Annotated in this window: 20 protein-coding genes; 13 read left to right on the forward strand and 7 right to left on the reverse strand. The window is 59.7% G+C overall.

Going from position 1 to position 25,844, the window contains the following annotated elements; genetic code table 11:
* The first annotated feature begins 170 nt into the window (after window positions 1–170).
* Window positions 171–1,739 carry an amidohydrolase gene (locus tag AAEO60_RS10470; RefSeq protein WP_341673663.1) on the forward strand — a complete coding sequence of 523 codons (1,569 nt, stop codon included), beginning with the start codon at window positions 171–173 and terminating at the stop codon, window positions 1,737–1,739.
* Window positions 1,739–3,460: an amidohydrolase gene (locus AAEO60_RS10475; RefSeq protein ID WP_341674676.1), complete on the forward strand. Its 1,722-nt coding sequence runs from the start codon at window positions 1,739–1,741 to the stop codon at window positions 3,458–3,460. The genes AAEO60_RS10470 and AAEO60_RS10475 overlap by 1 nt, the downstream gene beginning before the upstream one ends.
* A 69-nt stretch (window positions 3,461–3,529) precedes the next feature.
* On the opposite strand, the gene AAEO60_RS10480 is transcribed toward AAEO60_RS10475, so the two are convergent.
* From AAEO60_RS10480 to AAEO60_RS10495, 4 genes are all read right to left on the reverse strand, one after another.
* A complete protein-coding gene (locus AAEO60_RS10480; RefSeq protein ID WP_341673664.1) occupies window positions 3,530–5,227 on the reverse strand; it encodes a carboxylesterase/lipase family protein in 1,698 nt (565 codons plus the stop codon).
* A gap of 81 nt (window positions 5,228–5,308) precedes the next feature.
* On the reverse strand, window positions 5,309–7,054 hold the full coding sequence (locus AAEO60_RS10485) for an amidohydrolase (protein WP_341673665.1): 1,746 nt from the start codon (window positions 7,052–7,054) through the stop codon (window positions 5,309–5,311).
* Between the two features lie 94 nt (window positions 7,055–7,148).
* Window positions 7,149–9,689, reverse strand: a complete 2,541-nt coding sequence (locus tag AAEO60_RS10490) for a TonB-dependent receptor (protein ID WP_341673666.1) — start codon at window positions 9,687–9,689, stop codon at window positions 7,149–7,151.
* A gap of 399 nt (window positions 9,690–10,088) precedes the next feature.
* Window positions 10,089–11,279, reverse strand: a complete 1,191-nt coding sequence (locus AAEO60_RS10495; RefSeq protein ID WP_341673667.1) for an MFS transporter — start codon at window positions 11,277–11,279, stop codon at window positions 10,089–10,091.
* 155 nt (window positions 11,280–11,434) lie between these two features.
* Between AAEO60_RS10495 and AAEO60_RS10500 the strand changes: the two genes are divergently transcribed.
* Window positions 11,435–12,232 carry an SDR family oxidoreductase gene (locus AAEO60_RS10500; RefSeq protein ID WP_341673668.1) on the forward strand — a complete coding sequence of 266 codons (798 nt, stop codon included), beginning with the start codon at window positions 11,435–11,437 and terminating at the stop codon, window positions 12,230–12,232.
* A gap of 4 nt (window positions 12,233–12,236) precedes the next feature.
* Here AAEO60_RS10500 and AAEO60_RS10505 read toward each other — a convergent pair whose 3' ends face one another.
* Window positions 12,237–13,901, reverse strand: a complete 1,665-nt coding sequence (locus AAEO60_RS10505) for a DUF6351 family protein (protein WP_341673669.1) — start codon at window positions 13,899–13,901, stop codon at window positions 12,237–12,239.
* Window positions 13,902–14,109: 208 nt separating this feature from the next.
* On the opposite strand from AAEO60_RS10505, the gene qhpR reads away from it, so the two are divergent.
* The 4 genes from qhpR (at window position 14,110) to AAEO60_RS10525 (ending at window position 18,571) form a co-directional block, all read left to right on the forward strand.
* Window positions 14,110–15,126: an AraC-like transcriptional regulator QhpR gene (qhpR, locus tag AAEO60_RS10510; protein WP_341673670.1), complete on the forward strand. Its 1,017-nt coding sequence runs from the start codon at window positions 14,110–14,112 to the stop codon at window positions 15,124–15,126.
* An 18-nt stretch (window positions 15,127–15,144) separates the two neighbouring features.
* Entirely contained in the window at window positions 15,145–16,209 is a 1,065-nt protein-coding gene (locus tag AAEO60_RS10515) for an AraC family transcriptional regulator (RefSeq protein ID WP_341673671.1), read from the forward strand.
* Between the two features lie 62 nt (window positions 16,210–16,271).
* Window positions 16,272–17,549, forward strand: coding sequence for an aspartate aminotransferase family protein (locus AAEO60_RS10520; RefSeq protein WP_341673672.1), 1,278 nt, complete (start codon window positions 16,272–16,274; stop codon window positions 17,547–17,549).
* Window positions 17,546–18,571: a phosphotransferase enzyme family protein gene (locus AAEO60_RS10525; RefSeq protein ID WP_341673673.1), complete on the forward strand. Its 1,026-nt coding sequence runs from the start codon at window positions 17,546–17,548 to the stop codon at window positions 18,569–18,571. The genes AAEO60_RS10520 and AAEO60_RS10525 overlap by 4 nt, the downstream gene beginning before the upstream one ends.
* Window positions 18,572–18,617: 46 nt before the next feature.
* Here the strand turns inward: AAEO60_RS10525 and AAEO60_RS10530 are convergent, their stop codons facing one another.
* Window positions 18,618–20,039, reverse strand: coding sequence for an aldehyde dehydrogenase family protein (locus AAEO60_RS10530; protein ID WP_341673674.1), 1,422 nt, complete (start codon window positions 20,037–20,039; stop codon window positions 18,618–18,620).
* A 17-nt stretch (window positions 20,040–20,056) separates the two neighbouring features.
* Complete coding sequence (locus tag AAEO60_RS10535; protein WP_341673675.1) at window positions 20,057–20,524, reverse strand: MarR family winged helix-turn-helix transcriptional regulator; 468 nt, start codon at window positions 20,522–20,524, stop codon at window positions 20,057–20,059.
* A gap of 281 nt (window positions 20,525–20,805) precedes the next feature.
* Here AAEO60_RS10535 and AAEO60_RS10540 point away from each other — a divergent pair, with 281 nt between their 5' ends.
* The 6 genes from AAEO60_RS10540 to AAEO60_RS10565 are packed head-to-tail and all read left to right on the forward strand — an operon-like array spanning window position 20,806 to window position 25,823.
* Window positions 20,806–21,765 carry an MBL fold metallo-hydrolase gene (locus tag AAEO60_RS10540; protein WP_341673676.1) on the forward strand — a complete coding sequence of 320 codons (960 nt, stop codon included), beginning with the start codon at window positions 20,806–20,808 and terminating at the stop codon, window positions 21,763–21,765.
* A 25-nt stretch (window positions 21,766–21,790) separates the two neighbouring features.
* Complete coding sequence (locus AAEO60_RS10545) at window positions 21,791–23,404, forward strand: FAD-dependent oxidoreductase (RefSeq protein WP_341673677.1); 1,614 nt, start codon at window positions 21,791–21,793, stop codon at window positions 23,402–23,404.
* On the forward strand, window positions 23,401–23,598 hold the full coding sequence (locus AAEO60_RS10550; RefSeq protein WP_423970155.1) for a DUF2783 domain-containing protein: 198 nt from the start codon (window positions 23,401–23,403) through the stop codon (window positions 23,596–23,598). Before AAEO60_RS10545 ends, AAEO60_RS10550 begins: the two co-directional genes overlap by 4 nt.
* On the forward strand, window positions 23,595–24,167 hold the full coding sequence (locus tag AAEO60_RS10555; protein WP_341673679.1) for a VOC family protein: 573 nt from the start codon (window positions 23,595–23,597) through the stop codon (window positions 24,165–24,167). The genes AAEO60_RS10550 and AAEO60_RS10555 overlap by 4 nt, the downstream gene beginning before the upstream one ends.
* Window positions 24,164–24,805, forward strand: coding sequence for a maleylacetoacetate isomerase (maiA, locus tag AAEO60_RS10560; RefSeq protein ID WP_341673680.1), 642 nt, complete (start codon window positions 24,164–24,166; stop codon window positions 24,803–24,805). Before AAEO60_RS10555 ends, maiA begins: the two co-directional genes overlap by 4 nt.
* A gap of 4 nt (window positions 24,806–24,809) precedes the next feature.
* A complete protein-coding gene (locus tag AAEO60_RS10565; protein ID WP_341674677.1) occupies window positions 24,810–25,823 on the forward strand; it encodes a fumarylacetoacetate hydrolase family protein in 1,014 nt (337 codons plus the stop codon).
* Window positions 25,824–25,844: the final 21 nt, after the last annotated feature.

Consider the following 25,844-nt stretch of genomic DNA (forward strand, 5'->3'; position numbering starts at 1 on the left):
AGTACGGTAGTATGGGTTCACTGAAATGGCTTGTTACAACGGGTGCCCTGCTGACGGCGAGCGGAGCTGGTGCCCAGTTTCACGGCCCGGGTGAGCGGGTTCCCGACCCGCAAGCCGAGCTTATGGTGAGCAATGCCCGGATCCTGTCCGGCGAAGGATGGGCAGACGCCATGGCCATCCAGGACGGCGCGATCATCGCGATCGGAACGCGAGCAGAAGTCGAACAGTTCCTCGGCGAAAGCACTGAAATCCTCGATGCTGGCGGGAGGTTGGTTGTTCCCGGCCTTTACGACATGCATGTCCATCCACTGGGCGCGGGCCTCAACGCGCGCAATTGCGCCCTCGCGCAGGGAAGTGGAAGGGACGAGGTCCTCGCCACCATTCGCGAGTGCTCGGCAGACAAAGGGGACGATGAATGGGTCGTTGGCAATGGCCACGATAATGCCTCGTTCGGACAGACCCCGCCAAACCGCTACATGCTGGACGAAATCTCCGAAGAGCAGCCGATGCTGTTCTTCGATATCAGCGGCCATTCTACCTGGGCCAATTCGCGCGCGCTCGAAATTGCCGGGATTGACCGCGACACGCCCGATCCGGAAGGCGGCGTGATCGAGCGTGGCGCTGACGGCTTGCCCACCGGCATTTTGCGCGAAAGTGCGTCACGGCTAGTATACTCACAGATACCCGGACCGACGCTTGAGGAGAACCGCGAAGCCCTCGCCTGGGGGCTCGATCACCTGCTGACCTATGGCATTACCAGCTTCGACGATGCCGGCTTGTCACGAGCGGGCGCGCTTGCCTATGCCCAGCTTGCCGACGAGGGGCGGCTGCACCAGCGCGTACGGGGCTGCATGATGGTGCGCGATCCAGGTCTCATTGCCGACCGGGCCTTGTTCAGGCGTCCCCGGTTTGATCCTTCCTGCGTGAAGATCATGCTGGACGGTGTGCCAACCGATGGCAGGACGGCAGCGATGGTCGATCCCTACATGCCTCACGATAACGCCGGCTATGAAGGGCGCGAGCGGGGCCTCCTCATGATACCCGAAGATGAGCTGAACGAACTGGTGACTGACCTCGACGCGCGGGGCCTGACCGTGAAATTTCATGCGGCAGGCGACGCTGCAGTACGTGCTGGCGTCAATGCCATCGCAGCTGCACGTGAAGCAAACGGGTTCACTCCGCACATGCACAACGTGGGGCACACAAGCCTTGCACAGATGAGTGACATCGAGCGCGCCCGCGAAGTTGGTGCAACGCTCGAGTTTTCGCCCTATATCTGGTTTCCCTCGCCCATTACGGTGGATATCGAGCGGGCAGTTGGCGAAGAACGCATGGCACGTTGGGTTCCAGTCGGCGACGCCCTGACCCTTGGTGCAAACTCGGTGCCGGGGTCGGACTGGCCGGTAACGCCGTCCGCCAATCCCTGGCTGGCGATCGAGACGCTGGTCACGAGGCAGGTGCCGGGAGGTGGTGGCCCAATCCTCGGCGAGGACGAGCGTATCAGCCTTGAAGATGCGTTCGACCTATTCACGCATGACGCGGCCCGCAGTCGCGGCGAGCTGTCGGTTCTGGGAACTCTCGAAACCGGAAAGCTCGCTGACTTCCTCATCCTCGACCAGAACATATTCGAGATCCCACTGACGCAGATTCACCGCACCAACGTCCTCGAAGTCTATATCGAAGGCGAGAAGGTTTTGGATGCTGGCGAAAATGCCGGCAATTCAAGGAGTCAATTTTGATGATTCCGCGTAGCTTCCTCCTTGCCTGCACGGCATCCGCTTTGGCCACCTCGCTGCCGACACCCGCCCATGCGCAGCTAGGTGGTGGCGAGGTTGCAGCACCAAGCGCCGACACGATCCTCGTCAACGGCGAAATCAGGATGGACGAAACCTGGGCCGAGGCGATGGTGCTACGCGACGGCGTAATCCTGGCGATGGGCGATGAAGCCACTGTCCGGGCAATCGCCGCTCCCGGCGCGCGGGTGATCGACCTTGCCGGGCGGACTGTGCTTCCCGGACTACACGACATGCACGTTCACCCGTTGAGCGGCGGCATGGCCGCCATGCAATGCCAGGTGAACCCGGATAGCACGATCGACGAAGCCTTGCAGGCAGTGCAGGCCTGCGTCGCTGAAAAGTTGCCCGGCGAATGGATAACCGGCCGGGCATATGAACCCGCAGCGCTTGGTGTGACACCGACGAGGGAAATGCTCGACAGTGTTGCCCCAGACAATCCCGTCCTGCTGACCGATGTCAGCATCCACAGTTCCTGGGCCAACTCTCTCGCGCTCGAAATGGCGGGGATCGATCGCGACACGCCCGATCCCGAAGGCGGGATCATCGAACGGGATAGGAATGGCGATCCGACCGGCGTTCTGCGCGAATCCGCCAGCCAACTTGTGGCACGGCTGGTTCCGCCGCCGACGCGTGAACAAAATGCCCAGGCGCTGGGCTCCGCTCTGGACTATATCCTGAGTTTCGGCATCACATCGTTCGAGGACGCATTGGTTTCGGGCACCGTGGCACAGGCCTATGCCGACTTGGCCGACAGTCGTGAGCTGCTGCCCTATGTTCGAGGGTGCGTGATAGGTGGTGATCAGGCCTTGATCGCAAGCCGACAGGTATATGCACGCGATCGCTTCTCACCGTCTTGCGTAAAACTGATCACCGATGGCGTCCCGACTGACAGCCACACGGCAGCCATGCTGGATGCCTACGCGGACACCCATGCCGGCCACGCCGAACGGAGCGACCGCGGTATGCTGTTCGTGGAGAGCGAGTCTCTCGATCGGCAACTTATCCGCTACGACGCCATGGGGCTGACGGTGAAGCTGCATGCCGCGGGAGACGCAGCCGTGCGACAAAGCCTCGATGCGATCGAAGCCGCGCGCGAAGCCAATGGCCAAACCGGGATTCTTCACAACGTATCGCACAACAGTTTTGTTGCGACAGAAGACTTGGCCCGTGCAGCCGAGATTGACGCCGTACTCGAGTTCTCGCCCTACATCTGGTTCCCTTCACCTATTGTGACGGGAATAACCCAGGCGATTGGCGAGGAACGCATGGAGCGCTTCATCCCGGTGCGAGAGGCGATCGATGCCGGTGCCTTTACCGTGGTTGGTTCGGACTGGAATGTAGTCCCCTCCATCAACCCCTGGCTGGCAATCGAAACCCTGGTCACGCGGCGAGCCCCCGGTGCTACGGATGGCCCACAGGTCGGCGGAAGCGAAGCGATCACGGTCGAAGAAGCATTCGACATGTTCACCATCAATGCAGCCCGGCACATGCATCGTTCAGACGTAGTCGGAACGCTGGAGCCAGGAAAGATCGCCGACCTTATCGTTCTTGATCGCAACATTTTCGAAGTCCCGATCGAGACGGTGCACCAGACGCAGGTTTTGGGCACGATGTTGGCCGGCAAGTTTGTCACAGGTGATCCGGACTTCCGCGCGGCTGACTGACCAATGCCCTTGTAAGGCAATGGGACAAAAGTGGCCTGCGCAATAGCAAGAGGCGCAGGCCGCTTAAGTTCATGACCAGAGTCCTTGCTCGCTTTCAACCTTTCGCCACAACAAGCGTTCCGCCCGCCCCGGATCAGCAACGGCGCGACAGTCATTGTCGAATACCATCGTCGTACGCGTGGTCAGGTTGTAGGCCTGCCATTCCGGCAGGTCTGGCGTTTGCGGACTGCCATCGCGTGCGAAATTCACCCACGCATCGCTCATCCTCTGCGCTAGCACCAAAGCATCCGCAGTCCCGCCGGTCATCCCGGCGCACAGCTGCGTGTTATCGAATACATGTGGAATTTCATAGGTGTGCGCAGCCTTCATGAGCCCGCCAAAAACGGGGCTCTCCCAGTCGAAGCGGTACATGAACACGTCTGCGCCGCCCAGCTGCAGCTTGCGCTCTGCCAGAGTTATCGAATCCTTCCGATGCGAATGATCGGCCGTCATCAAGAGCAGCAAGTCCCGGTTCGATACCTCGGGATAGGATTGCCGGTAACCCGCGAGGAGAAGGTCGGCATGGCGGCCCGCGATTCGCTCCGCTTCGCCCTCAAGTTGTTCGCGGTCGACCAGATCAAACCGCCGATCGGCAGTGTACGATAACGACATTTCATGGCGATTGGTGCCGATCATAATGGGGACATTGCGGGCAGTCTCGGGTGCCGCCGGATCGAACGGCGCATTTTCAAGCCCGCTGCCGACAACCGGCGCAAAACCGTAGGTTTCGTAGAATGGCACCCCCGGCTCCAGTTGGGCTCGTATGCGCTGCCCCGCCCTTACCCCCGCACGCACCAGCAGCTCGGCGGGAACATCGCGCAGCCGTGCAGCCTCGTTCCGGGCGAGACCGAGTTCCTCGAGCACAAGTTCTGCGCGTCTCGTCTGGTTTTCGTTCGAAGGGAAACGAATGCCGGGGCCACTTTGCATAGCAGCCCGCGAAAACAAGTCCTTAGCTTCTCTCATGGCCAGCAATGTCGATACCTTGCGCGCACCTCCGGATTCACCGAAGATCAACACGCGTTGCGGATCGCCACCAAAGCTCTCGATATTGTCGCGGACCCATTTCAGGCCAAGGATGATATCGTGCAGTCCGAGATTCCCATTGTGCGAATGGCCGTCACCGACGAGGTCTGAAAGATGGAGGAACCCCAGTGCACCGAGACGGTGATTTATCCCTACGACAATGGCATCACCGCGCCGCGCGATGTTGGTGCCGTCACTGAACGCAAGATTGGCGCTGCCGAACTCGAAACCTCCGGGATGCAGCCAGACGAGGACCGGTAGTCCCGCGTCACGCTCCAAGGTCGGGGTCCACAGGTTGAGGTTGAGGCAGTCTTCGCTCATGCCATCCTGGAAGGTTGGCATGGTGTCATCGATATTGCGGCGAAGATCATCGGAGGTCCTGGCCGGTTCGAGCGTCACGAACTCCTGCGGCGCACGATCGCCGAATTGCAGGCAATCACGGACACCCGCCCAAGCCCTTCGCGCCCGCGGGTACCGAAAACGGTTTTCACCTCCCGTTGGCTCGCCGAAGGGAACACCGCGGAACACATGGACTCCCCGCACGAGTCCGCCCCGTATCTTTCCGGTGGTCGTTGCAACTACTGCGGCGGGATCGGGATTGCCCGATAAGGCGATGGCAGGGTGAAACGGCAAGGCCCCCCACGCCCCCACCCAGCCAGCTCCGACGAGCATCGATCTGCGAGTCAGGCTGGAAAAGGGCGCCATTGCCGTCTCCTCAGTTTACCAATCGGCGCAGACAAGTTCGGATTCGAAGGAAACCGGAGATCACGCCTGGAGGCGTCTTTTCTAACGGTTGACGCCTTCGAGCGAAGCCGGCGGCGTCGTGGAATCGTAGACCACCTCACCCTCGATGAAGGTCCAGCGCACCTCGACATTGTGGAGCTCTGTCACCGGCATGGAAAACGGGTCCTGAAGCGTCACGAAGATGTCGGCAAACTTGCCGGGCTCGATCGTGCCAACCCGGTCCGCCTGCTGCATGATCCTGGCTCCGTTGAGCGTAAAGATCTGCAAGGCCTGTTCGAGCGAAACGGCCTGGCCAGCGCCAAGTGCTTCGTCGCTTCCACCCGGTAATTGCCTCGTGACCATGGTCTCGATCGCCAACCACGGATCGATCGACGGTACCACTGACCAGTCGGAACCGGCACCTACGAGGGCGTCCGCGTCAAGCGCATCGGCAATCGGGATCCAACGCTCCATCCGCTCGGGTCCAATCGCTTGGACAATGTCTCGCGTGATGGTGGAAGGATACCAGATGTAGGGTGAGAACTCCCAACTGGCATTGAGCTCGGTCACCCTGTCGACGTCGGATGGCGACACGAAGCTGGCATGGGCTACGTCGTGAAATGGCCCACCAGCACCGTTGGCGGACCGTGCCGCCTCAATGGCATTGATCGCGTTGCGAACCGCCGCATCGCCCGCGGCGTGGAACTTCACGTGCAGGCCCTGTCGATCAAAGTCGATGACGGCTGGGAACAGAACCTCCGGGGCAATGCTGTTCATCCCGGTTTCCTCGGAATGCGCATAGGGCTCCAGCATTGCGGCGGTGTGGCTTTCTGTCGGAACCCCGTCGAGGCCGGTCTTGACGCAGTCGGGCGTGAAACGATCGGTGGCATAGATATGACGGCTGGCGATCGTTGCCAGCGCACTTTCGCCACCGTCCGGCGTGTTGGGATTCCACATCATGCAACCGCGTATCCGCAATCTGATATCGCCGGACCGGCTGGCATCAGAAATGACCTGCATGCTAACGGGATTAAGCCCCGCATCCGTGTAGGAAGTCACACCGTAGGACAACATGAGATCGGCAGCGATGCCAAGCGCCTCTGCCATCGCTTCGGTGGTTGGCGGTGGAACTACCCGGGATACCAATCCCATCGCCGCTTCACGCAGCACCCCGGTCGGCTCACCCTCGGCGTCGAGTTCTATGTGCCCATTGACGGGATCGGGGGTGTCGCGCGTGACGCCGGCAGCGGCAAGCGCCGCCGAATTGACCCAGGCACTGTGATGCGATTCATCGGACAGCATGACCGGATTGTTCGGCGCGACTTCGTCGAGAAATTCTTTCGTCTGCTGGCCATCAGCAAAGACGTTGGCGATCCAGTTGCCCCCCTGAATCCACTCGCCGTCCTCGCTCTCTGCAACGCATCCCGCAACCGCCTGCCGAATTTCTTCTGGCGAAGCCGCCGGCCTGAATCCGCAGGCAGTCTGCGACATTCCGCCACCGATCGAATGCACGTGGAGGTCATGGAAGCCGGGCAGAACCGCTCCTCCCTGCGCATCCAGAATCCGGGTGGCAGAGCCCGCGAAGCCCGAGATTTCGTCATTCGAGCCCACCGCCACGATAATGCCGTTCTCGATCGCTACGGCCTCTTCAAACCCGTCGGGAGTCATCACCCGCCCGTTCACGATAACCACGGTCGCGGGTTCCTCGATAGCGACCGCGCGTTCCTCGGCGGATTGCGCGGTGGCAGCGCTTGCCCAGGTCATGGCAAGGCACAAAGATGTCGCTACCTTGGATATCTTGTTTGGCATTAGGAGCACCTCAACTGGATTGGATTGGATTGGATTTGCGGCGATCTCGAAAGCTGGAAAGGGAGGCGTCTGCTCGACGCCTCCCTTTCTCTTGTCAGTAGCGACCGACGAGCGTCAGCCCGAAAGTCCGCGGCCGCAAGGTGACGGCCTGGAGCAGGTTCGGACCCACTCCGCTGAACGGAGCTGGCGATTGGCTGAAGCCAAGTTCGGGAGCATCGTTGAAGACGTTCCGAACGAACAGCGAGAGATCGAACGTATCCAGCCTCACGCCCGCCCGGAAGTTGACCTGATGATAACCTGGCTGAACTCGAAGTGCAGGGTTGAAGCTGTTGTTGTTGGGATTCTGGTTGATAAGGTCATCTGGCCAACCGGAAAGATAGTTCCAGTCGGCACGCAGATAGCTGTCCACCGAACCCAGCGGCAGCTCATACATGGCGCTGGTGGCAATTTGCCACGGAGAACCGGCAACGCGATCTCCTTCCGACAGCAGGTTGCCGGGTCCCGCGGGATTGAGCACGTTTTCCTGGAACTCGGTATGGTTGTAGCCGAACGCGGTGCTCAGCATGAGGTTATCGGTTGCCCATACCGTAATGTCGGCATCGAAACCGCGGCTGACCGCTGACCCCCCGTTGATAACGAACTGGAACCCGCACGGCAGGCCGATGCTTTGCTGAATATTGTCCCAATCGATGTGGTAACCACTCGCGTTGATCCGCACGCGATTGTCGAAGAACCCGGCCTTGGCGCCGACTTCATAGCTCCACAAGCTGTCGGAGTTGTAGAAGCTCAAGTTGTTGTTCGCGAGGCTGAGGTTACACCCTTGGCCAATCTCAGGATTGCCACCGCCCGTGCGGAAGCCCTTCGCGATACTCGCGTAAACCAGCGTATCGTCATTGATCTGGTAGTTCAGGCCAAATTTGGGAGTGATCGGCGTCTCGTTCTGTTGAGCTTCTGCGATAACCGGGGTCGGACCGACGATCGGGCCATAGTTCGTTGCCGAAATTTCAACTTCGGTCTGGGCGACCCGCAGGCCGGCCGTCAACGTGAGACGATCGGTGATGTCATAGTCGAGCTGCGCGAAAACGGCCGCCTGGGTCTCGTCCAGAGTCATCGGATCGAGCGCATTGCCGAGAACCGGGCCATCCACCGGAGAGCGATCACTGCCCGTCACCGGGGGACCATAGCAGAAGGGCGGCGTCACGAAGCCCGGAGGAAACGGACTTGCCGGGCAACCCTGGGATGGGAAGGGTACAGGCAAGGTGCTGATGTCGTTGTACTGCCGTGCTTCCTGGAAATTGTCGGTATAGAAAAACCCGAGCACCCAGCTGAGCGGTCCCTCGCCATTGGACTGGAAGCGCAATTCCTGCGTGAAGTTCTCCTGTTCGTTGAACTGGTAGGCGTCAGTCGACTCGTCGATGTCAGAGAGGTAGGAGCCGAAATAGAGCGAATGTTCGAAAGCCGTATAGTCATTGAACGCTTCCTGGTCTCGCTTGAAGAACGATGTGTTGGAAATGATTGAGAACGGCCCGGCATCATACTCCACCTCAAGCGCAGGAATGTAGAACTCGTCACTGCTTGGTTGCGCTTGGTTGTTACCCTGCACGAAATCTCGATCATCGACATCGGAGAGGTTGAGCCAGTAATTCCCCGAGTCGTTACTGTACGTGTTCTGGTAGAACACCGACGCAGTAATATTGAGCTCCTCAATTGGCGTAAATCGCAGCGCGGCACGCACGATATCAGTTTCGAGATAGTTGGAGTCCTCTTCCACGATGGTGCCCGTAGTCGGTTCCGGAGTACCATCGACGGGCTGAACGCCGGGATAGGACGCCTGGAAATATGGGTGCTGCAAGAAGAAGGAGGAAATGTACGGCCCTCCACCGTTAGGCCGGTCGTACATCATGCGGTCGACATAGCCACCTTCGGTTCGATGCCACGCACTGACGCGCAGCGCCAGCTTGTCCTCGATCAGTGGCACACCGATCGCAGCGCCGACCTCCCAACTTTCGTCACCGTTCTCCGTCGTCGACACCTCGGCGCGGCCATAGGCCGAGACATCATAGAGGGACGGGGCAGGCGTAATGAAGCGAACGGCACCGCCCTGCGCACCGGCACCGAAGAGCGTCCCTTGCGGCCCACGCAAGACCTCGACGCGCTCTAAATCGAACACCTGAGGAAATACGCTGTAGCTGGAATAACCAAGGCTGCGCGCCTGGATGGGGACGTCATCGATATAGATACCTGTCGTCGCCGCACCCGCAGACGAGTTGATGCCGCGGATCGAAATCCGAGCGGCAGAGGCGTTGCGGGTATCGCTGCGCTGAATAACGAGACCAGGCGAAATCTGCGAAAGGTCGTCGATACTGCGCACACCTCGCTCATCCATCGCGCGGGTGTCGAACGCAGCCACACTGATCGGCACATCGTCCAGCGACTGTTCCTGGCGCTGTGCTGTCACGATAATGGTATTGCCCGCGAAGTCGCCAGACGAAGACTCCCCGGCATCACTATCCTGCGCAGCGGCACAAGTTGACCAGGCCATAGCGGCAAGCGCGACACCAGCGGTCAATACGCGTGAATCAATATTCTTTGTAAAAGTCATCTTGCACCCCATTTCTTGCACGGCCCCAGTCATGAAAAGCCCACTCCATGAACTGACGGCCCCTGAACCAGTTTGGTGGCGGCCTCCTGCAAACTCGGACTCTCGCCACCTGACCCACTTCTTTGATTGCATCGGGACTGACGCGAGGGTGAGAATGTCGGTATTGTCGGCCTTGTTGCTTTGCAGAAGCGGACAACCTAATTGCCGTCCCGAACAAGTCACAAGGTGTTATTTTAAAGCGTCTTTATGCGTTGCCAGCGCCGACTGTAAGGTAACGTAGCACGACCAAGATCACCGCAAGGGAGAACTCCTGACCACCTGCAGCTCATGCGCGCGAGGCGTTGTCAGAAACTTCGGCCGGCTGTCATGACCCTCGGGACAGATCCCGAGTGGGAAACGCGTCCACCACCGACCGGCATCAGCTGGTCGGCATCAGGATCCGCCGGATACGGCAGCCGCCTCCACACGGGCCCGACTCCGCCGCAGCAGCGGCCATGCTAGTAGCACCAACGGAACCAGCATGGTGGCTATCGACAAAATCTTGACGGGCTCGAAGCTTGCAGTCTCGCCAAGCAAAGCACTCGCTGCCAACGGGCCAAAAGCAAGGCCGAGCATCTGGAACGCTATGGCTGTCGACATGAGCCTGCCCGACGGCGTCAGACTGGCTGCAAGGCCGAGTATGAATGGCATGGCGAAATTCCAAAGTGTGTTGAAAGCTATCAGCGCTATCAGAAAGGCCGCATAATCAGGCTTTCCCAAGGTGAGAGCGATCGCCGCGGCCCCGCCAAGCAACCCGACAAGCACCGGCCAAAAGTTTCCGACGCGTTCGGCGAACCACAACGCACCAAGCGCGCCACCGACTGCCGTAAACTGACAGATAAGCAAGGCATCGGCGATTGGCTGCTCACCAAGTCCGGCGTCTACGCCAATCAGGAAGAGATTGGCCCAGGCGATACCAACCGAAACATTGTAGATCAAAATGCCGGCGAGCGTCAGCATGATTGCCGGCCAGGTCGCGCGAATCTGGAACCCTGCGAAATCGGGCGCCACATGGCCGTCGTCCTTCACTGCGTGGGCCGGCAATTTCAGAGCTGCGGCTATGGCCATCAGGCAAAATGCCGCCCAGGCAAAGAAAACAGCGTCCAGTCCGATAGTATCGAGGATGGTCGGCATTCCCCACAAGCCGAGCGCGCCATAGGTAAGAAGCAGGACGAGATAAATGGCCAGATTGCGTTCGGCACGTGCAGTGGCGCCAACGACCACAAAACTGATCGAAATAACGATACCCGACCCGAACCCCGCCACAAATCGAGCAATTGAGAGCATGTCCCCGCCCGCAGCCAGCCCGGAAAACATATAGCCAAGGGCTGCAACGACCAGGGCCAGCGATGACTGTAACCGCCAACTGATACGATCGGCTATCAACGCCGCCAGGATTGTGGCCGAAGCAATGCCGAGCATCTCCGCAAACGCCAGTTCGTTGGCGACGGCCTCGGTGGCCCCGTATTCCGTAACAAACCCTTGCACCAGGCCAGGCTGAACGATGAAGCTGAGAACACCGATCGTGCCGAGAATGATCGCGGCGACAGTGGAATCATCGGTTCGCGCTGAAATCTGCTGCATATCCTGAAAATCCCACCTGCTCTGGACGGATGCTCTCACTCTACGCGCAGTCGGATTCTACGCGACGGTATTGGCGCAAACTATCAACTTCATTGCATCAAACTTGGCCGAATCGGCCATTGGCATCGCGAACAAAAAATCGAATGCCGTGGGTTATGGATTCCAAAGAAGGCAACAGGCCGTTTGTGCTGCAGGACCGCGTCGCCGTGATTACCGGCGCGGGCAGAGGTATCGGCCGGGCGATCGCGACAATCTTTGCAGATGCCGGTGCGCACGTCGTCATCGTCACGCGGGGCGAGGAGGCCGGAAGCAAGACGAAGCGCATCATCACCTCCAGAGGGGGATGTGCGAGCCTGATCCGCGCCGACATTGGAAACCAGACGGAATGCGCGGCAGCAGTCGCCAGGGCAGCCGATGAGCAGGGCGGTGTGGACATACTCATCCATAACGCCGGAATCTTCCCGCAGATTGAGATCGAGACAATCTCCGAACAGCAGTTGCAAGAAGTGATGTCAGTAAACCTGTTGTCGGCATTCTGGCTAACGCAAGCTGCGCTGCCACATTTGCGGCGTGCCACCTCGCCCCGCCTTCTTTTTACCTCCTCGGTAACCGGTCCGCGCGTCGCATTGCCTCGCCTGGCGCACTATGCTGCCTCGAAGTCGGGGCTGAACGGCTTCATTCGCGCTGCAGCCATGGAACTGGCCAAGGACGCCATCACCGTAAACGGTGTAGAGCCCGGTCTCATCGCGACCGAAGCGATGGACGAACTTGGCGACGAGGAGCAAGCTCGAGAAATGGCGCGCGCGATACCGCTCAAGCGCCTCGGCACCCCGGAAGACATAGCCTATGCCATGCTCTACCTCGCGTCGGACCAGGCGGCATTTGTCACCGGACAGACCATCGTGGTCGATGGCGGCGCTCTCATCCCGGAAAACAGTGCGCTCATGCCCTGAGCCACTATTCGCGACATTCAAAGCTATCTGCGCTGTCAGGATCGCCCCCGACGTACCGCGCCACTTGCGGGTGCGGACAAAGCGGACGGGAAATTCCGGGCATCGATCGGCTGGTAGCGACGATGCGATCCGGTTCCCTGCCCTCTTCCACCCAGGCCTGGATCGCATCGAGCATGTCGAACTGGTCAGTCGCATCGCCACCGAGACAATGAGTCATTCCCGGTACAAGAAAAAGTCGCACAGAATCGCGCAGGCCTTCGCCGTTTACCTCGATCGCCTCTTCGTACCAGCGCACAAATTCAGCCGAGGACATTCCCTGATCGGACAAGCCATTGTAAACGATCATTTTGCCGTGATCGGCAAAGGTGCCGATGAAAGGGGAATCGCCGTCCCCCATCGCACCGGTATGCCGCACACGCTCTACCATTTCATCCCAGTCGACGGGACCGGTTGGATCGAATTCGGGATCCGGCGGTGTGAGCTGGTACAGCGAGAACTGTCCCCTCCCCAAGGTTGCGTCAGCCGAATTCGGATCTCCCGTCTGCGAGGTCCCCAGACGCATGCCGCGCCACGCGCCCGAAGCGATGCCCGTATCATAGTTGAAATTGCCATAGATCACTTCACCATCGCTGGTGCGTGGTCCTTCGTGCAGCAGGCGCAGGGCTGTGACCTGATCGCCGGTAAGGCAGGAATCGGTCTTTCCCGCGGTGCAGGTCAGAACCTGAGGATCGAAATCGCACCCACGCCAGTCGTGAACGAGCCCGTCCTCGAGGCCGTCCAGTGCATCGCAGCGATTGAGTACGCCGGTCTCCACCAGTTCAAGGTCAGAGTCGGAAAAGGCCTGAGAATAGATCGGTCTCCCTTGCTCATCGCGCGGGGCAATGCGCGACAGAACGTGGACGTTCCACATTTCGCCGATTGCGAGGCGGGAGAATCCGAGCGAGGCGTCGCCCGATACGATGCCATCAAACAGCAGTGGCATTCGCTGCGAAGCAACCAGCCCTTGCCGCCCGCCGTTGGAACACCCCAGCATGTACGAATAGGACGGTTCCGTCCCGTAAAAGTCGGCAACCAGTTCCTTGCCGAGCAGAGCAGTCTTCTCAAGGGCGTTGTAGGCGTAATCGATGCGCGCCTGCTGATCGAGGCCGAATGACGAATCCGTAAACGGGCCCCGGTGCCCACCGTCAGTAGAAATCACCGCAAATCCACGTTCGAGCGCGGACGGATCCACCGTGTTGGCAATGTCTCCCAGAGCAGGCATGAGCCTGCCATCCATCCCCGCCCCGCCATGGAAGGCAAAACGCCCGTTCCAGTCGAGCGGCATCCGCAGGTCGAAACCAATTCCGAACTCACGACCGCCCACCCCGGTCCGTTCGTTGATTACCCCCTGAACCAAGCAATGCTCTGGCAGGATGGGACGGCTTGGGTCAGCACGACCGCTGCCGTCTTCAGCAGGTGCCCGACTCTCCGTAACGAGCTGCGCAGTTTCCACCTGCACTCCCCAGCCTACGTAACTGGCGAGCGCCTCGCATCTCGCGGATTCGTCGCTCGAACTACCTTCAGCCGATCGAGCATAGGCCGCATAGGCCGAACCTGTGAGCAGTCCCAACATGACCAAGATGCCTGCCCGCCTACCTGGCCGGGTGCTCCAAAGATTCTCGATGGTCATAGAAATTCCCCTTTCCGTGCCAGCAGGATAGCAACGCCTTCCCGCACCAAAACTCAACCAAAGACTTAGTCTTCGCTGCGCTGGGACCGAATGCCTCGCACGAGAACATCGACACTCGTGATGTTAAATGTCCTTTTCTGACCGAAAATGTCTATACAGCGTAGAGGCAGTCTCTAATCTGTCATCAGCAGAAAGGGGTTGATCTGTAATGAGCCAGCCGCAAGTCCTTCGATCCGCGCTGCATGGATGGCAGCAGGTCATGGCCGACTGCGAAATTATCCAGACATGCGCGGCCTCGCCGGTCGTGGATTTCGGCGAGACGTTAGCATTGGCCGACTTTGTGAGCATGCTCGAAGGGGTTGCGAGCGAAAACGGTATACCTTCGCTCGGGTGGAAAGTGGGGCAAGCGGTTGACCTGCCCCATTACGGCGACATCGGGAGGGCGGTAGGATCTGCCCAGACACTTGGCGCCGCTCTCCGGCAAATGTGCATGCATTTCGATTTGCTGCAGGACCTTACCGAGCTTCGCTTGATCCATGAGGGCGAGTTTGTTTCGCTGTCTTATCGTATCCTTGATCCGACGATCTGGCCCCGACACCAGGATGCAATCTATACGCTGGCGATCAAGGCTCGCATCATGTTCAGCGCCAGGGGCTTTCCGCAAAACGAGGCGGAAATATATCTTGAGACGCCTGACCGGAGAAAGGCCGAGCAGCTCGAACGTGCATCGGGCCTCACCTGCCATCCAGGCGCAGAGACCAACATGATCCGTTTTCCGGCAAAGTATCTCAGCCTCCGAATGAACCCAGGGCAGCCTTTCGAGCCACCCAGGATTTCTGGCCTGGCACAATGTCTTAAAGAAAAAAAGCGAACCAAGCCTATAGAAGACAAGGTGCGGGCGACCGTTTATAGTCGGCTTGGTCGCGGCGCAGTTACCCAATCGGTCGTTGCCGCGGAGCTCGGGCTTTCCGATCGGACACTGAGGCGACGGTTGGCGGCAGATAATACCAGCTTCCAGGCGATCGTGGATGAATGCAGGATCCGGCAGGCGGTCTTGGAGATCACGCGCAAAAGTACCGTCTCCATATCCGAGATCGCCTTGCGACTTGGCTATTCTGAGCACAGCACCTTCAGTCGGGCGTTCTCACGTTGCATGGGAGTGCCTCCCCAGGCCTACCTTCGCAGAGTTTCGCAAGGCACCAATCGCGGCGCGATCGGCGTCTGACGAGAGCCTGCGCTGGCCGTGACGGTTTCTTCACCACGAATTTCCTGCGACCTCTTCGGCCATGCGGTGGCATGGCTGAGAGCACGAAATGTCGATGTTGACGGTTTGCTGATCGCAGAAGGCATATCTCCGGAGTCTCTGACCCAATCAAACAGTTTCGTTTCGCTGGCTGCATACGCTGCCTTCTTCGAACGTGCGGCAGAGGTGACCGGTATCCGGCATCTCGGCTTGAAGATCGGAAAGATCGAAGATCCTGCAGGACTCGGCCTTCTGGGAACACTGTTCATGAGCGCGCCATCGCTGGTGGAAGCGCTGAACTATTTTACCCAACATCTGCATGCGATGCAGGAAGGCACCCTAAACCGCCTAAGTCTGAGTGGCGACTTTGCCGAGATCGAATACCGCATCCTCGCCCCAGACGTTTTGGAGAGACGGCAGGACGCCGAGTTCTCAATCGCCGCCAATTCCAGTCTAATCGCTGCTTTTTCGGGCGTCCGGCTGCGACCTCGTGAGGTTCACTTCGAGCACAGCTGTGCAGGGAGCTATGCCGACTATCGCAACTATTTTGGGTGCGATGTATTCTTCGATCAGCCCACCAACAAGCTGATCTACGACCGCGAGGGCTTTAACCCTCGCAACCCGGCAAGCCATCCTATGCTGGCAGAGCTCATCGCCCAGCATCTTGAACAATCGTCGCGCGAAGATGACGCGACGCGGCACCTCTCCGGCAAGGTGCAGGAGTTGCTCGGCGCTGGCATCTCTAAGGAGGCGGATATCGCTCAGGAGCTTGGCATGTCGGTGTCTACCCTCTTCCGCAGGCTCAAGGCGGAGGGGCACAGCTTCCGTCAGCTTGCACTCGCGGAACGAATGTTTCGTGCGAGGCGCATGCTGCTGGCCACAGATCGACCTATCGTCGATATCGCCCTCGCACTGGGCTACTCGGAAAGCTCCAGCTTCGCTCGCGCCTTTCGCAAGGTGACGGGTGTGACGCCCAGGACCTATCGTTTGCAGCCGCCGGGTGCCTATCGTCCTTCCTTGATGCACACCCATGTGCAAAGCATCCGCGCCAGCTTAGACTTTTGACGGGTTTATTTCTCGACACCCTTGGGTCAGGGAAGGTGCCATTCCCAAACGAGGCCAGCGATATGATATCCACCGATCTTCTGGCGCGCCGCGAGCGCCATTTCGGCCCCAACGCCCCGCTCTTCTACGACGAACCTCTGCACATGGTGCGCGGAGATGGTTGCTGGATGTGGGACGCGGATGGGACGCGCTACCTCGATTGTTACAACAATGTCCCCCAGGTGGGGCACTGCCATCCGCACGTTGTTGATGCGCTCTGTCGTCAGGCCCAGAGGCTGAATATACACACCCGGTATCTCAACGAGGTCGTGCTGGAATATGCCGAGCGACTGACCGGACTGTTCGCTCCTCCTAAGCTTGACAGGGCCATGTTCGTTTGCACCGGCACCGAGGCCAATGAACTGGCGCTGAGAATAGCGCGTCACGCCACCGGGAAGAGCGGCGTCATCGTCAGCGACTTCAGCTATCACGGCAATTCGGGCGGGCTGGCCGTGCTCACCACCGGCCTTCCCCGTCCGGAACCGTTGGCCGATTTCTGCCGGCCTGTCACAATCCCCGATCCCTTTCAGTGGGAGGGATCCCAACAGGACATGGTCGATACGCACCTTACCATGGTGGACGAGGCCATCGCTTCGCTCGATCAGGCCGGTTTCGGTGTCGCAGCCGTGATGTTCGACACGATTTTCTCGACAGAAGGCCTGCTGGATGTCCCGTCCGCCTATGTCCAAGGCGTCGCCGAACGCGTACGCGCTGCCGGAGGCATGTTTATCGCCGACGAGGTCCAGCCTGGCTTTGGCCGCATGGGCGACGCCATGTGGGGTTTCGAGCGAACCGGCATTGTTCCCGAGTTGGTCACCATGGGCAAGTCCATGGGTAATGGGCATCCTCTCGCCGCGGTCGTCACCAGCAGCGCGCTTGCCGATGCCTTCACCGGTGACGCTCTCTATTTCAACACGTTCGGTGGCAACCCGGTCTCGGCGGCGGTCGGCAACGCGGTGCTCGACGTGATCGAGCAGGAAGCCTTGATGCAACATGCCGCCGAACTTGGCCAATACTTGCAGGACAGACTCCGGGAGGTCGCGGAAAGATTCGACTGCGCGGGCGATGTGCGCGGTCGCGGTCTGTTCGCCGGAGTAGAGCTGATTGGTCCGGGTAAGCGACCGGATGCCGCGATGGCGCGGGCGGTCATCAATGACATGCGCAACCGACACGTGCTTGTCAGCAAGATCGGCCCCGCAGACAACGTGCTGAAAATCCGCCCACCGCTGTGCATCGATCGGAAGGAAATCGATCTGCTTGCTGAAACCCTATCAAAATCACTCAAGGCGCTTACCCGATGACCGATTTCTATAGCGCATCGCAGCTGGAACAGGTTGCGGCCCTTACGGGAATGGCGCGCAATGCTCTGGCCAAGTATCCTGGTGAGTTCGGCACCCCAGAACTTGTGAAGTACCGGGAGAATGCGATTTTCGGCGTCAGTGACAGAGACGGAAACCGTTTTGCGCTGCGCATTCACCGGCCGGACTACCATTCGGATGCCGCCCTTGAATCCGAACTCTGGTGGATGGACGCCCTCGCCGAGGAGGGGCTTCCGGTCCCTCGCGTCATGGCCAACGCAGACGGCAAGTTCATTACGCCCGCCACTGCCAAAGGTGTACCGGAAAGCCGCTGTGTCGACCTGCTGAGCTGGTTGGGTGGCCTTCCGCTCTCACATCTCGAAGAAAGCGGTGAACTTTCGCTGCAGGCGCGGATTGGCCATTACACTAGCCTCGGCCGGCTTATGGCTCGGCTCCATAATCATAGCGCCAGTTGGCCCAGGCCTGACGGTTTTTCCCGCCATGACTGGTTCGGGGATGCTCTTGTCGGTCCTGATCCAATTTGGGGCCGCTTCTGGGAGCTCGACGCACTCAGCGATGAGCAGCGCGAAATCATGCTCTGGGCCCGAACGGAAGGTGCAAGGATGCTCGCCTCCTACCCTCGCCACGAGGGTAACAGCGGGCTGATTCATGCGGATCTCATCGCCGACAACTTGATGGTGGAAGGCGATAAGCTTCGCCCTATCGACTTCGACGATGCCGGCTTCGGTTGGCACATGTTCGACATTGCCACCTCGCTCTATTTTGTCAGCCGTGAGCCTGACTACCCTGCCCTGCGCGATGCCTTGTTGGCCGGTTACCGGGAGAAGCGCGAGCTACCCAGGAGCGAGGAGGAGGCACTGCCGCTCTTCCTGATGTTGCGCAGCACGACCTATCTGGGATGGGTTTCCACGCGTAGCGAGACGGAGACTGCTCGCGAGCTGAGTCCAATCCTGATCGAGCAAGCCTGCGCGACCTGCGATAGCTATCGGCTGCAATGCGTGTAACCAGCGGCCATCATCTTGATGGGTGAGCCTGGTGCTTCGTGCCGCGCTACTTGGCTATGTTGTATATCTTGATATTGGCACAGGACTTGAGACCGTCGATCCCGAATTCGACACCCATGCTCGAATAGCGCGCTCCGCCGAAAGGAATGTGCGGGGCCACTTCGCCATGCTTGTTGATGTAGACCGTTCCTGCCACGAGCTGTTCGGCAATTTCTTGAGCTCTATCGGTATCCTTGGACCACACGGATGCCGCCAGGTCGACATCGAGGCTGTTCGCCTGACGGATGGCCTCAGCTACATCAGTGTAGCGAATGATCGGCAACAGCGGCCCGAACTGCTCCTCATCGACACATGCCATGCCCTCCTTGGCATCGGCCACAAGCGTGATTGGGAAAAAGTAACCACTTCCCTCTTGCGGCGACCCGCCGACGATCACCCGCCCACCTTCTCCGGGAGCGGAAGAAGCCAGGCGGGTGACCTTATCGAACTGCATTTGGTTCTGAATGGGGCCGAGCAAATTTCCTTCGTCCAAACCGTTGCCCATCGGCACTCCAGCCGCGACCTCCGTCAGTGCCGCGCACACCTCATCATAGACCTTGTCATGAACATACAGGCGCTTGAGCGCCGCGCAGGTCTGCCCGTTGTTGATGAAGGCACCCCAGAAAATCCCTTCGGCGACGGCTTTCGCATCAACATCGGGCAGCACGATCCCGGCATCGTTGCCCCCCATTTCGAGAGTCAGCCTCTTCAGGGTTGGAGCCGCGGCCGCCATGATCTTCTTGCCCGTCTCAGTCGAGCCGGTGAAGATGATCTTGTCGACATCGGGATGGGTTGTCAGTGCTTCGCCCACGCCCTCGCCATCGGCAACCACGTTCAGCAGCCCGGCCGGCAGTGCACGCGCCAGAAGTTCAACCATCCGCAGGGTCGACAAGGTCGTATAGGGAGAAGGCTTGATAACCACCGCGTTGCCAGCCCTGATCGAAGGTGCGATGTGCCAGATCGCAATCAGCAGAGGCCAGTTCCACGGCGTGATCGAGCCGATTACACCTACCGGCACATAGTGCTTTTCGACCCTTGCAGCATCGTCGTCCTGGATGACCTCAACCGGGAGCGGCAGCTCCGCCGTAGCGTTCATCCAAGCTACGCACCCGCCGAGTTCAAATTCCGATCCGAGGCCCTTCAACGGCTTGCCCTGCTCTCTTGTCAACAACTCTGCCAGCTCAGCGCTGTTTTCGCCAATCACCTCGGCCAGCTTGCGGCATGCCTGGGCGCGCACATCATCCGGCTGCTTCCCCCAGGCCGTTTGTGCCCGCTTTGCAGCAGCCACAGCGCGGTCGAGGTCGGCGCGCGTTCCAACAGGTGCGAGGCCAATCACATCGCCGCTAGCCGGGTCACGCACTTCGCGTGTCTCGGCCGCCAGCGTAACCTGTCCGTCAATAAACATATGAAATTGCGCTGCGTCTGTCATTACATCTCTATCCCGGCCTATTGCGCTTGATCCGGTTTGCAGGCTCCCTTGCGTGAGGCTGCCGAATCTATCGCTTCGATCTCACGAAGTAGCTGCAGCAGCGTGCGCGCCTTTTCATGGCCGATCCGGTCAATTATCGACTGGTTATGCTCCTGCGCGCGGCTAGAGAGGCTTGCTAGGGCATGCGCACCCTGCGCTGTTAGTTCGAGCGTATTGCGCCGTCGGTCCTTTTCGTCCCCATCGCGGGTCAGCCAAGCGCGGTCGACTAGCCTCTGCACGGCGCGGGAGATCTTGCTCTTATCGAGTGCGGTACGTTCGACGATCTCTCCGGAGCTGATCGGGGCATAGAGGCCGACATTGAAGAGCACCCGCCACTCGGCTCGCGTTATGCCGTACTCTGACGTGTAGACTTGGCGGAACTTCTGCGAACTCTTTTCCGTCGCCTGGTAGAGCCGGTATGGAATGAATTCTTCGAGATCAAACATGCAAATCACTTTCGCGCGTTGAAGCGGAGGTTCCCCTGGGGTCGGTGCGCCAGCATAGTCGACGAAGCCGCCCTTACCAGCCGGACATCGCAGTCAGTTCGCCCGATCCGGCCACCGCCTGGTAATCGAATATCATCTCAAATGCGACTGTTGCAAATGAGATGAATGTCACCTAGTCGTGATTCGAAAGTCGTCGCCCGGCAATGGCAGGCGACTCCTTTAGTGCGTATCGGACGTGCCGGCGCCCTCGGCCCTGCACAGACAATTCTTGGAGAAGCAGTGTGGCAAAGCCTTTTGCATCGTCCGCCGACTTGGCGGAGAAGACGGAAACCCTCGAAACACTGGCCGACGGCGTCTATGCCTTGACCGCCGAGGGCGACCCTAATGTGGGCGCAATCGAGGGTGAAGATTTCGTCGTCTGCATCGAGGCACGGGCTACGCCGGCGGCGGCGCGCGACTGGTTGGCCCAGCTTCGCAAGAAGACTGACAAGCCGATCAAGCATCTTATCCTCACGCACTACCATGCTGTCCGCGTGCTTGGTGCCGCGGCCTTCGAGGCAGAAAACGTCATCATGTCGGATGTCTCGCGCCAGCTCGTCGAGGAGCGCGGGAAGCAGGATTGGGACAGTGAGTACGGCCGCATGCCGCGGCTGTTCAAGGAACCCGAAGAGATCCCCGGCCTGACGCGGCCGACGATTACCTTCAAGGACGAAATGCGGATCGAACTGGGCGGCGATCGCGGCCACCTCGAACTCAAGTTTTGCGGCCGCGGTCACACCGCGGGCGACATCGTCGTGTGGCACGAAAAGTCCAAGACGCTCTTCACGGGCGACCTAGTCGAGGCCGAGGCAGCACTCTACACAGGCGACGCTTTCCATTTCGACTGGAGCACCCACACGCTCGACAATGTCAAGGCGTTCCGCTCCGAAAACCTTGTCGGCGGACGTGGAGCTGTCGCCAAGGGTGTCGATGCGACCGACAAGGCGATCGAACAATCGCGCGATTTCCTTGCGACGATGATCCGCGAGACCCGCGCCGTGCATGAGCGCGGCGGAACGCTCAAGGAAGCGTTCGAGGCGTGCCACCGCACGCTTGAGCCGAAATACGGCCGCTGGCCGATCTTCGAACACTGCCTGCCTTTCGACGTGAAGCGCCTGTGGGACGAGATTGAAGGCAAGGACTGGCCGGAAATCTGGACCATGGAACTCGACCGGCAGGTCTGGGACCAACTGCAGGACTGATCAGGCGCGGAGAGCGAGCGACGTTATGACTGTCGAACAAGGCAAGACCGCCGGGCGCGAGACCATCCCCGTATGGCGTACGTTCGAACCGAGTCCTTTGCCGAAGGACGCCGCCGAGCATGCCAAGGTCGTGATCGTCGGCACGGGGCCCGTCGGCCTCGCGCTGGCGATCGATCTCGGTCAATGCGGGCATGAGGTTATCGTGCTGGGGCGCTTCGATTTCGTTCCTGCCGGTTCGAAGGCCATCTGCTTCTCCAAACGTTCGCTCGACATCCTTGATCGGCTTGGCTGCGGTGAGCAGGCGGTCGAAAAAGGCGTCAGCTGGAATGTCGGCAAGGTCTTCTGGAAGGACAGGAACGATCCCGTCTACCAATTCGACCTGCTGCCGGTGAAGAACCAGAAGATGCCCGGCTTCATCAATCTCCAGCAATACTACATGGAAGACATCCTGCTCGATCGACTGGAGAGCTTGCCGAATGTCGACATACGCTGGGGTCACGATCTGACGGAGCTTGAAGCGACGAGCGACGGCGCGACCTTGTCGATTGAATGTGCGCAAGGCTCCTATTGTATCGAGACAGAATGGCTGATTGCCTGCGACGGCAGCAAGTCCACGGTCCGTGATCTGAAGGGCCTCGATTTCGAAGGCAGGATTTTCGAGGACAACTTCCTGATTGCCGACGTGAAGATGAAGGAGGATCGCCCCTCCGAACGGTGGTTCTGGTTCGATCCACCGTTCAATCCAGGCCAATCGGTGCTGCTGCACAAGCAGCCCGATGATGTCTGGCGCATCGATTTCCAGCTTGGCTGGAACATCGATCGTGAGGCCTGCATCAAGCCCGAAAATGTCAATCCACTCGTCCGCGCGATGCTGGGCGACGACGTGGAATTCGAGCAAGAATGGTACAGCGTGTACACATTTCAGTGTCGCAGGATGGAACGTTTCGTCCACGATCGCGTGTTGTTCGCCGGCGACAGTGCGCATTTGGTCTCGCCATTCGGCGCACGCGGCTGCAACGGCGGTTTTGCAGACGTGGACAATCTCAGTTGGAAGCTCGACCTCGTACTGCGCGGGAAGGCGTCGCCCAACCTGCTCGAAAGCTATAACGAGGAAGCGATCGTTACGGCGGATGAAAACATTCTCAATTCGACACGCTCAACCGATTTCCTCACACCCAAGAGCGATATCAGTCGCGCCTTTCGCGATGCCGTACTCGATCTTGCCGACAAATATCCCTTTGCCCGCACACTGGTAAACTCTGGAAGGCTGTCGACCGCCGTCTCCTACCCTGCCAGCCCACTCAACACGGCCGACGCCGAGAACTGGGGCGGTGGCGTCGCTCCCGGCTCACCTTCGCTCGATGCGCCGCTGGGCGATGGCTGGTTGCTGGAGCAGTTGGGCGGGCGCTTCGTACTGCTCACGAACGGATCGGTCGAGAATGCACCGGACGGGGTGGAGGTCGTCGATGTGACGCAGTTCGCATCGAACGAACTGGTCCTCGAACGCTTCGATCTGCCCGCAGGTGGCGCATACCTGATCAGACCGGATCAGTACGTCGCTGCGCGGTTCCGCCAGCCGACGACTGCGGCAATCGCGGATGCGTATGCCAAGGCGACAGGGGGCAAACTATGCAATTGAAACTAGAACCTAATCTGGAAGATCCCGATGCGATCTACGAAAAACTGATCGCGATGCTCGAGAGCCAGGAGCCTAACATGGCCATGCGCCTGTGCGCGCGGCTGGTCCTGCTGCTGGCAAACCATGTGGGTGACAAAGGCGTGATCGACGAAGCGATCGATCGCGCCGCACAGCTTACGGACGCACAGAAATGACCACGGCGACTACGGGTAGCCCTGTAAACCTAGCAGGCATTCACCATACGGCCTATCGTTGCATAGACGCCAAGCAGACCGTCGAATGGTACGCCAAGGTTCTCGGCATGGACTACACGACGGCTTTTGCCGAAGACCATGTGCCATCGACCGGCGAATACGATCCCTACATGCACGTTTTCCTTGATGCAGGTAACGGCAACGTGCTGGCATTCTTCGAACTTCCCAACCAGCCTGAAATGGGCCGCGACGCCAACACGCCGGCCTGGGTGCAGCATCTGGCCTTCAAGGTCGGCTCCGAGGAAGAACTCCTGGCCGCGAAGGAGCACATCGAAGCCGAAGGCATCGACGTGCTTGGCCCCACGCACCACGGCATATTCAAGTCGATCTATTTCTTCGATCCCAATGGTCATCGACTGGAACTTGCCGCCGATATCGGGACTGATGAACAATATGCCGAGCTCAAGCGCGTAGCCCCGCTGATGCTGGAGGAATGGAGCCAGACGAAGAAGGCTCCCAGGCATGCAGACTGGTTGCATGAACTTGCGCGCAAGGAACACGGGCATTGAAGCTTCACGGGTACTATCGCAGTTCCACATCGTACCGATTGCGCATCGCGCTGAACCTCAAGGGGCTGGACTACACGACAGTTCCAGTCAACCTGCTCCAGTTGGAGCAGAGGGAAGATGCATTTCGCACGCGAAATCCCTTCGGTGGCGTGCCTATGCTGGAGGCGGAAGGTCGCGATCGCGCACAGAGCATGGCGATCATCGAATGGCTCGATGACCGGTTCCCCGAGCGTCCTCTTTTGCCTGCCGATACCGAAGGTCGGTTCACTGTTCGCGAGCTGAGCTATGCCGTGGCAACCGAGTTGCACGCACCGCTCAACCTCAAGGTGCTACAGTATCTCAAGTCCGAGTTCGGGCAAAGCCAAGAGGCGGTCGATCGGTGGTACCGGCACTGGCTGGCCAACACGCTCGATCCGCTGGAACGACGCCTGGCGCAACTGGGCACCGGTGACTTCCTGCTCGCCAACCCCGGCATGTTCGAGGCCGTCCTCATACCGCAACTCTACAACGCGCGGCGCTTTGCTTACGATCTCTCAACTTCGCCGCATCTTGCGCGGATAGAGGATGCTTGCGCCGGACTACCCGCATTCATCGCCGCCCATCCCGACCGCCAACCCGATACTCCCAAGGAAGATTGACCTGATGAAACTCGCCACTCTCAAAAACGGCACGCGCGACGGCAAACTGGTGGTCGTGTCGAAAGACCTCACGCGCTGCCACCCCGCCGACGATATCGCGCCGACGCTCCAGGCCGCGCTCGACGATTGGGCAGCCTCGGCCCCGCGGCTCGAAGCGCTGTATGCCAAGGTCGAACAGCAACGGATCGAATGCCAGCCCTTCAACCAAGCCGAGGCCCACTCCCCACTCCCGCGCGCCTATCAGTGGGCCGACGGTTCGGCCTATATCAACCACGTCGAACTGGTCCGCAAAGCGCGAGACGCCAAGGTTCCCGAGAGCTTTTACTCGGACCCGCTAATGTATCAGGGCGGCAGCGACGGCTTTCTGGCTCCGCGCGAGGATATTCCCCTGGGCGATCCGTCCTGGGGCTGCGACATGGAGGGCGAAGTCGCCTGCATTACCGATGATGTGCCGATGGGCGTGTCGCCCGCCGAAGCGGCTGACCACATCAAACTGCTGATGCTGGTCAACGATGTCTCCCTGCGAGGCCTGATCCCCGGCGAACTGGCCAAGGGCTTCGGCTTCTTCCAGTCCAAGCCCGCCAGCGCCTTCAGCCCGGTGGCGGTAACGCCCGACGAACTAGGCGACGCCTGGCAGGATTGCCTTATCCACCTTCCGCTCATCGTCGATTTCAACGGCGAGCCCTTCGGCAGAGCGCAGGTCGGGCAGGATGCAACCTTCAACCTTGCCGATCTGGTCGCGCATGCCGCCAAGACCCGGAAACTGGCTGCCGGTACGATCATCGGCAGCGGCACTATCAGCAACGAGGGTGGGGACGGCGGGCCCGGCAAGCCCGTCTCCGAGGGAGGTGCCGGCTATAGCTGCATCGCGGAGATTCGTACGATCGAGATGATCTATGATGGAGAAGCCAGCACACCCTTCATGCAGGCCGGAAACAGGGTCCGGGTGACGATGGAAGACGCGCAGGGCAATTCGATATTCGGCGTGATCGATCAGACCGTCGTGAAGGCAGGCTAGAGAAGAGCTGGGCAAACGTGA

Source organism: Aurantiacibacter gilvus, from assembly GCF_038289935.1.
GTDB lineage: Bacteria > Pseudomonadota > Alphaproteobacteria > Sphingomonadales > Sphingomonadaceae > Alteraurantiacibacter > Alteraurantiacibacter gilvus.

Excerpts from the sequence above, each read along its gene's own strand:
- AAEO60_RS10470 (WP_341673663.1), top strand. The coding sequence starts at position 171 with ATGGCCATCCAGGACGGCGCGATCATCGCGATCGGAACGCGAGCAGAA.
- AAEO60_RS10475 (WP_341674676.1), top strand. The coding sequence starts at position 1,739 with ATGATTCCGCGTAGCTTCCTCCTTGCCTGCACGGCATCCGCTTTGGCC.
- AAEO60_RS10480 (WP_341673664.1), bottom strand. The coding sequence starts at position 5,227 with ATGGCGCCCTTTTCCAGCCTGACTCGCAGATCGATGCTCGTCGGAGCT.
- AAEO60_RS10485 (WP_341673665.1), bottom strand. The coding sequence starts at position 7,054 with ATGCCAAACAAGATATCCAAGGTAGCGACATCTTTGTGCCTTGCCATG.
- AAEO60_RS10490 (WP_341673666.1), bottom strand. The coding sequence starts at position 9,689 with ATGACTGGGGCCGTGCAAGAAATGGGGTGCAAGATGACTTTTACAAAG.
- AAEO60_RS10495 (WP_341673667.1), bottom strand. The coding sequence starts at position 11,279 with ATGCAGCAGATTTCAGCGCGAACCGATGATTCCACTGTCGCCGCGATC.
- AAEO60_RS10500 (WP_341673668.1), top strand. The coding sequence starts at position 11,435 with ATGGATTCCAAAGAAGGCAACAGGCCGTTTGTGCTGCAGGACCGCGTC.
- AAEO60_RS10505 (WP_341673669.1), bottom strand. The coding sequence starts at position 13,901 with ATGACCATCGAGAATCTTTGGAGCACCCGGCCAGGTAGGCGGGCAGGC.
- qhpR (WP_341673670.1), top strand. The coding sequence starts at position 14,110 with ATGAGCCAGCCGCAAGTCCTTCGATCCGCGCTGCATGGATGGCAGCAG.
- AAEO60_RS10520 (WP_341673672.1), top strand. The coding sequence starts at position 16,272 with ATGATATCCACCGATCTTCTGGCGCGCCGCGAGCGCCATTTCGGCCCC.
- AAEO60_RS10525 (WP_341673673.1), top strand. The coding sequence starts at position 17,546 with ATGACCGATTTCTATAGCGCATCGCAGCTGGAACAGGTTGCGGCCCTT.
- AAEO60_RS10530 (WP_341673674.1), bottom strand. The coding sequence starts at position 20,039 with ATGACAGACGCAGCGCAATTTCATATGTTTATTGACGGACAGGTTACG.
- AAEO60_RS10535 (WP_341673675.1), bottom strand. The coding sequence starts at position 20,524 with ATGTTTGATCTCGAAGAATTCATTCCATACCGGCTCTACCAGGCGACG.
- AAEO60_RS10545 (WP_341673677.1), top strand. The coding sequence starts at position 21,791 with ATGACTGTCGAACAAGGCAAGACCGCCGGGCGCGAGACCATCCCCGTA.
- AAEO60_RS10555 (WP_341673679.1), top strand. The coding sequence starts at position 23,595 with ATGACCACGGCGACTACGGGTAGCCCTGTAAACCTAGCAGGCATTCAC.
- AAEO60_RS10565 (WP_341674677.1), top strand. The coding sequence starts at position 24,810 with ATGAAACTCGCCACTCTCAAAAACGGCACGCGCGACGGCAAACTGGTG.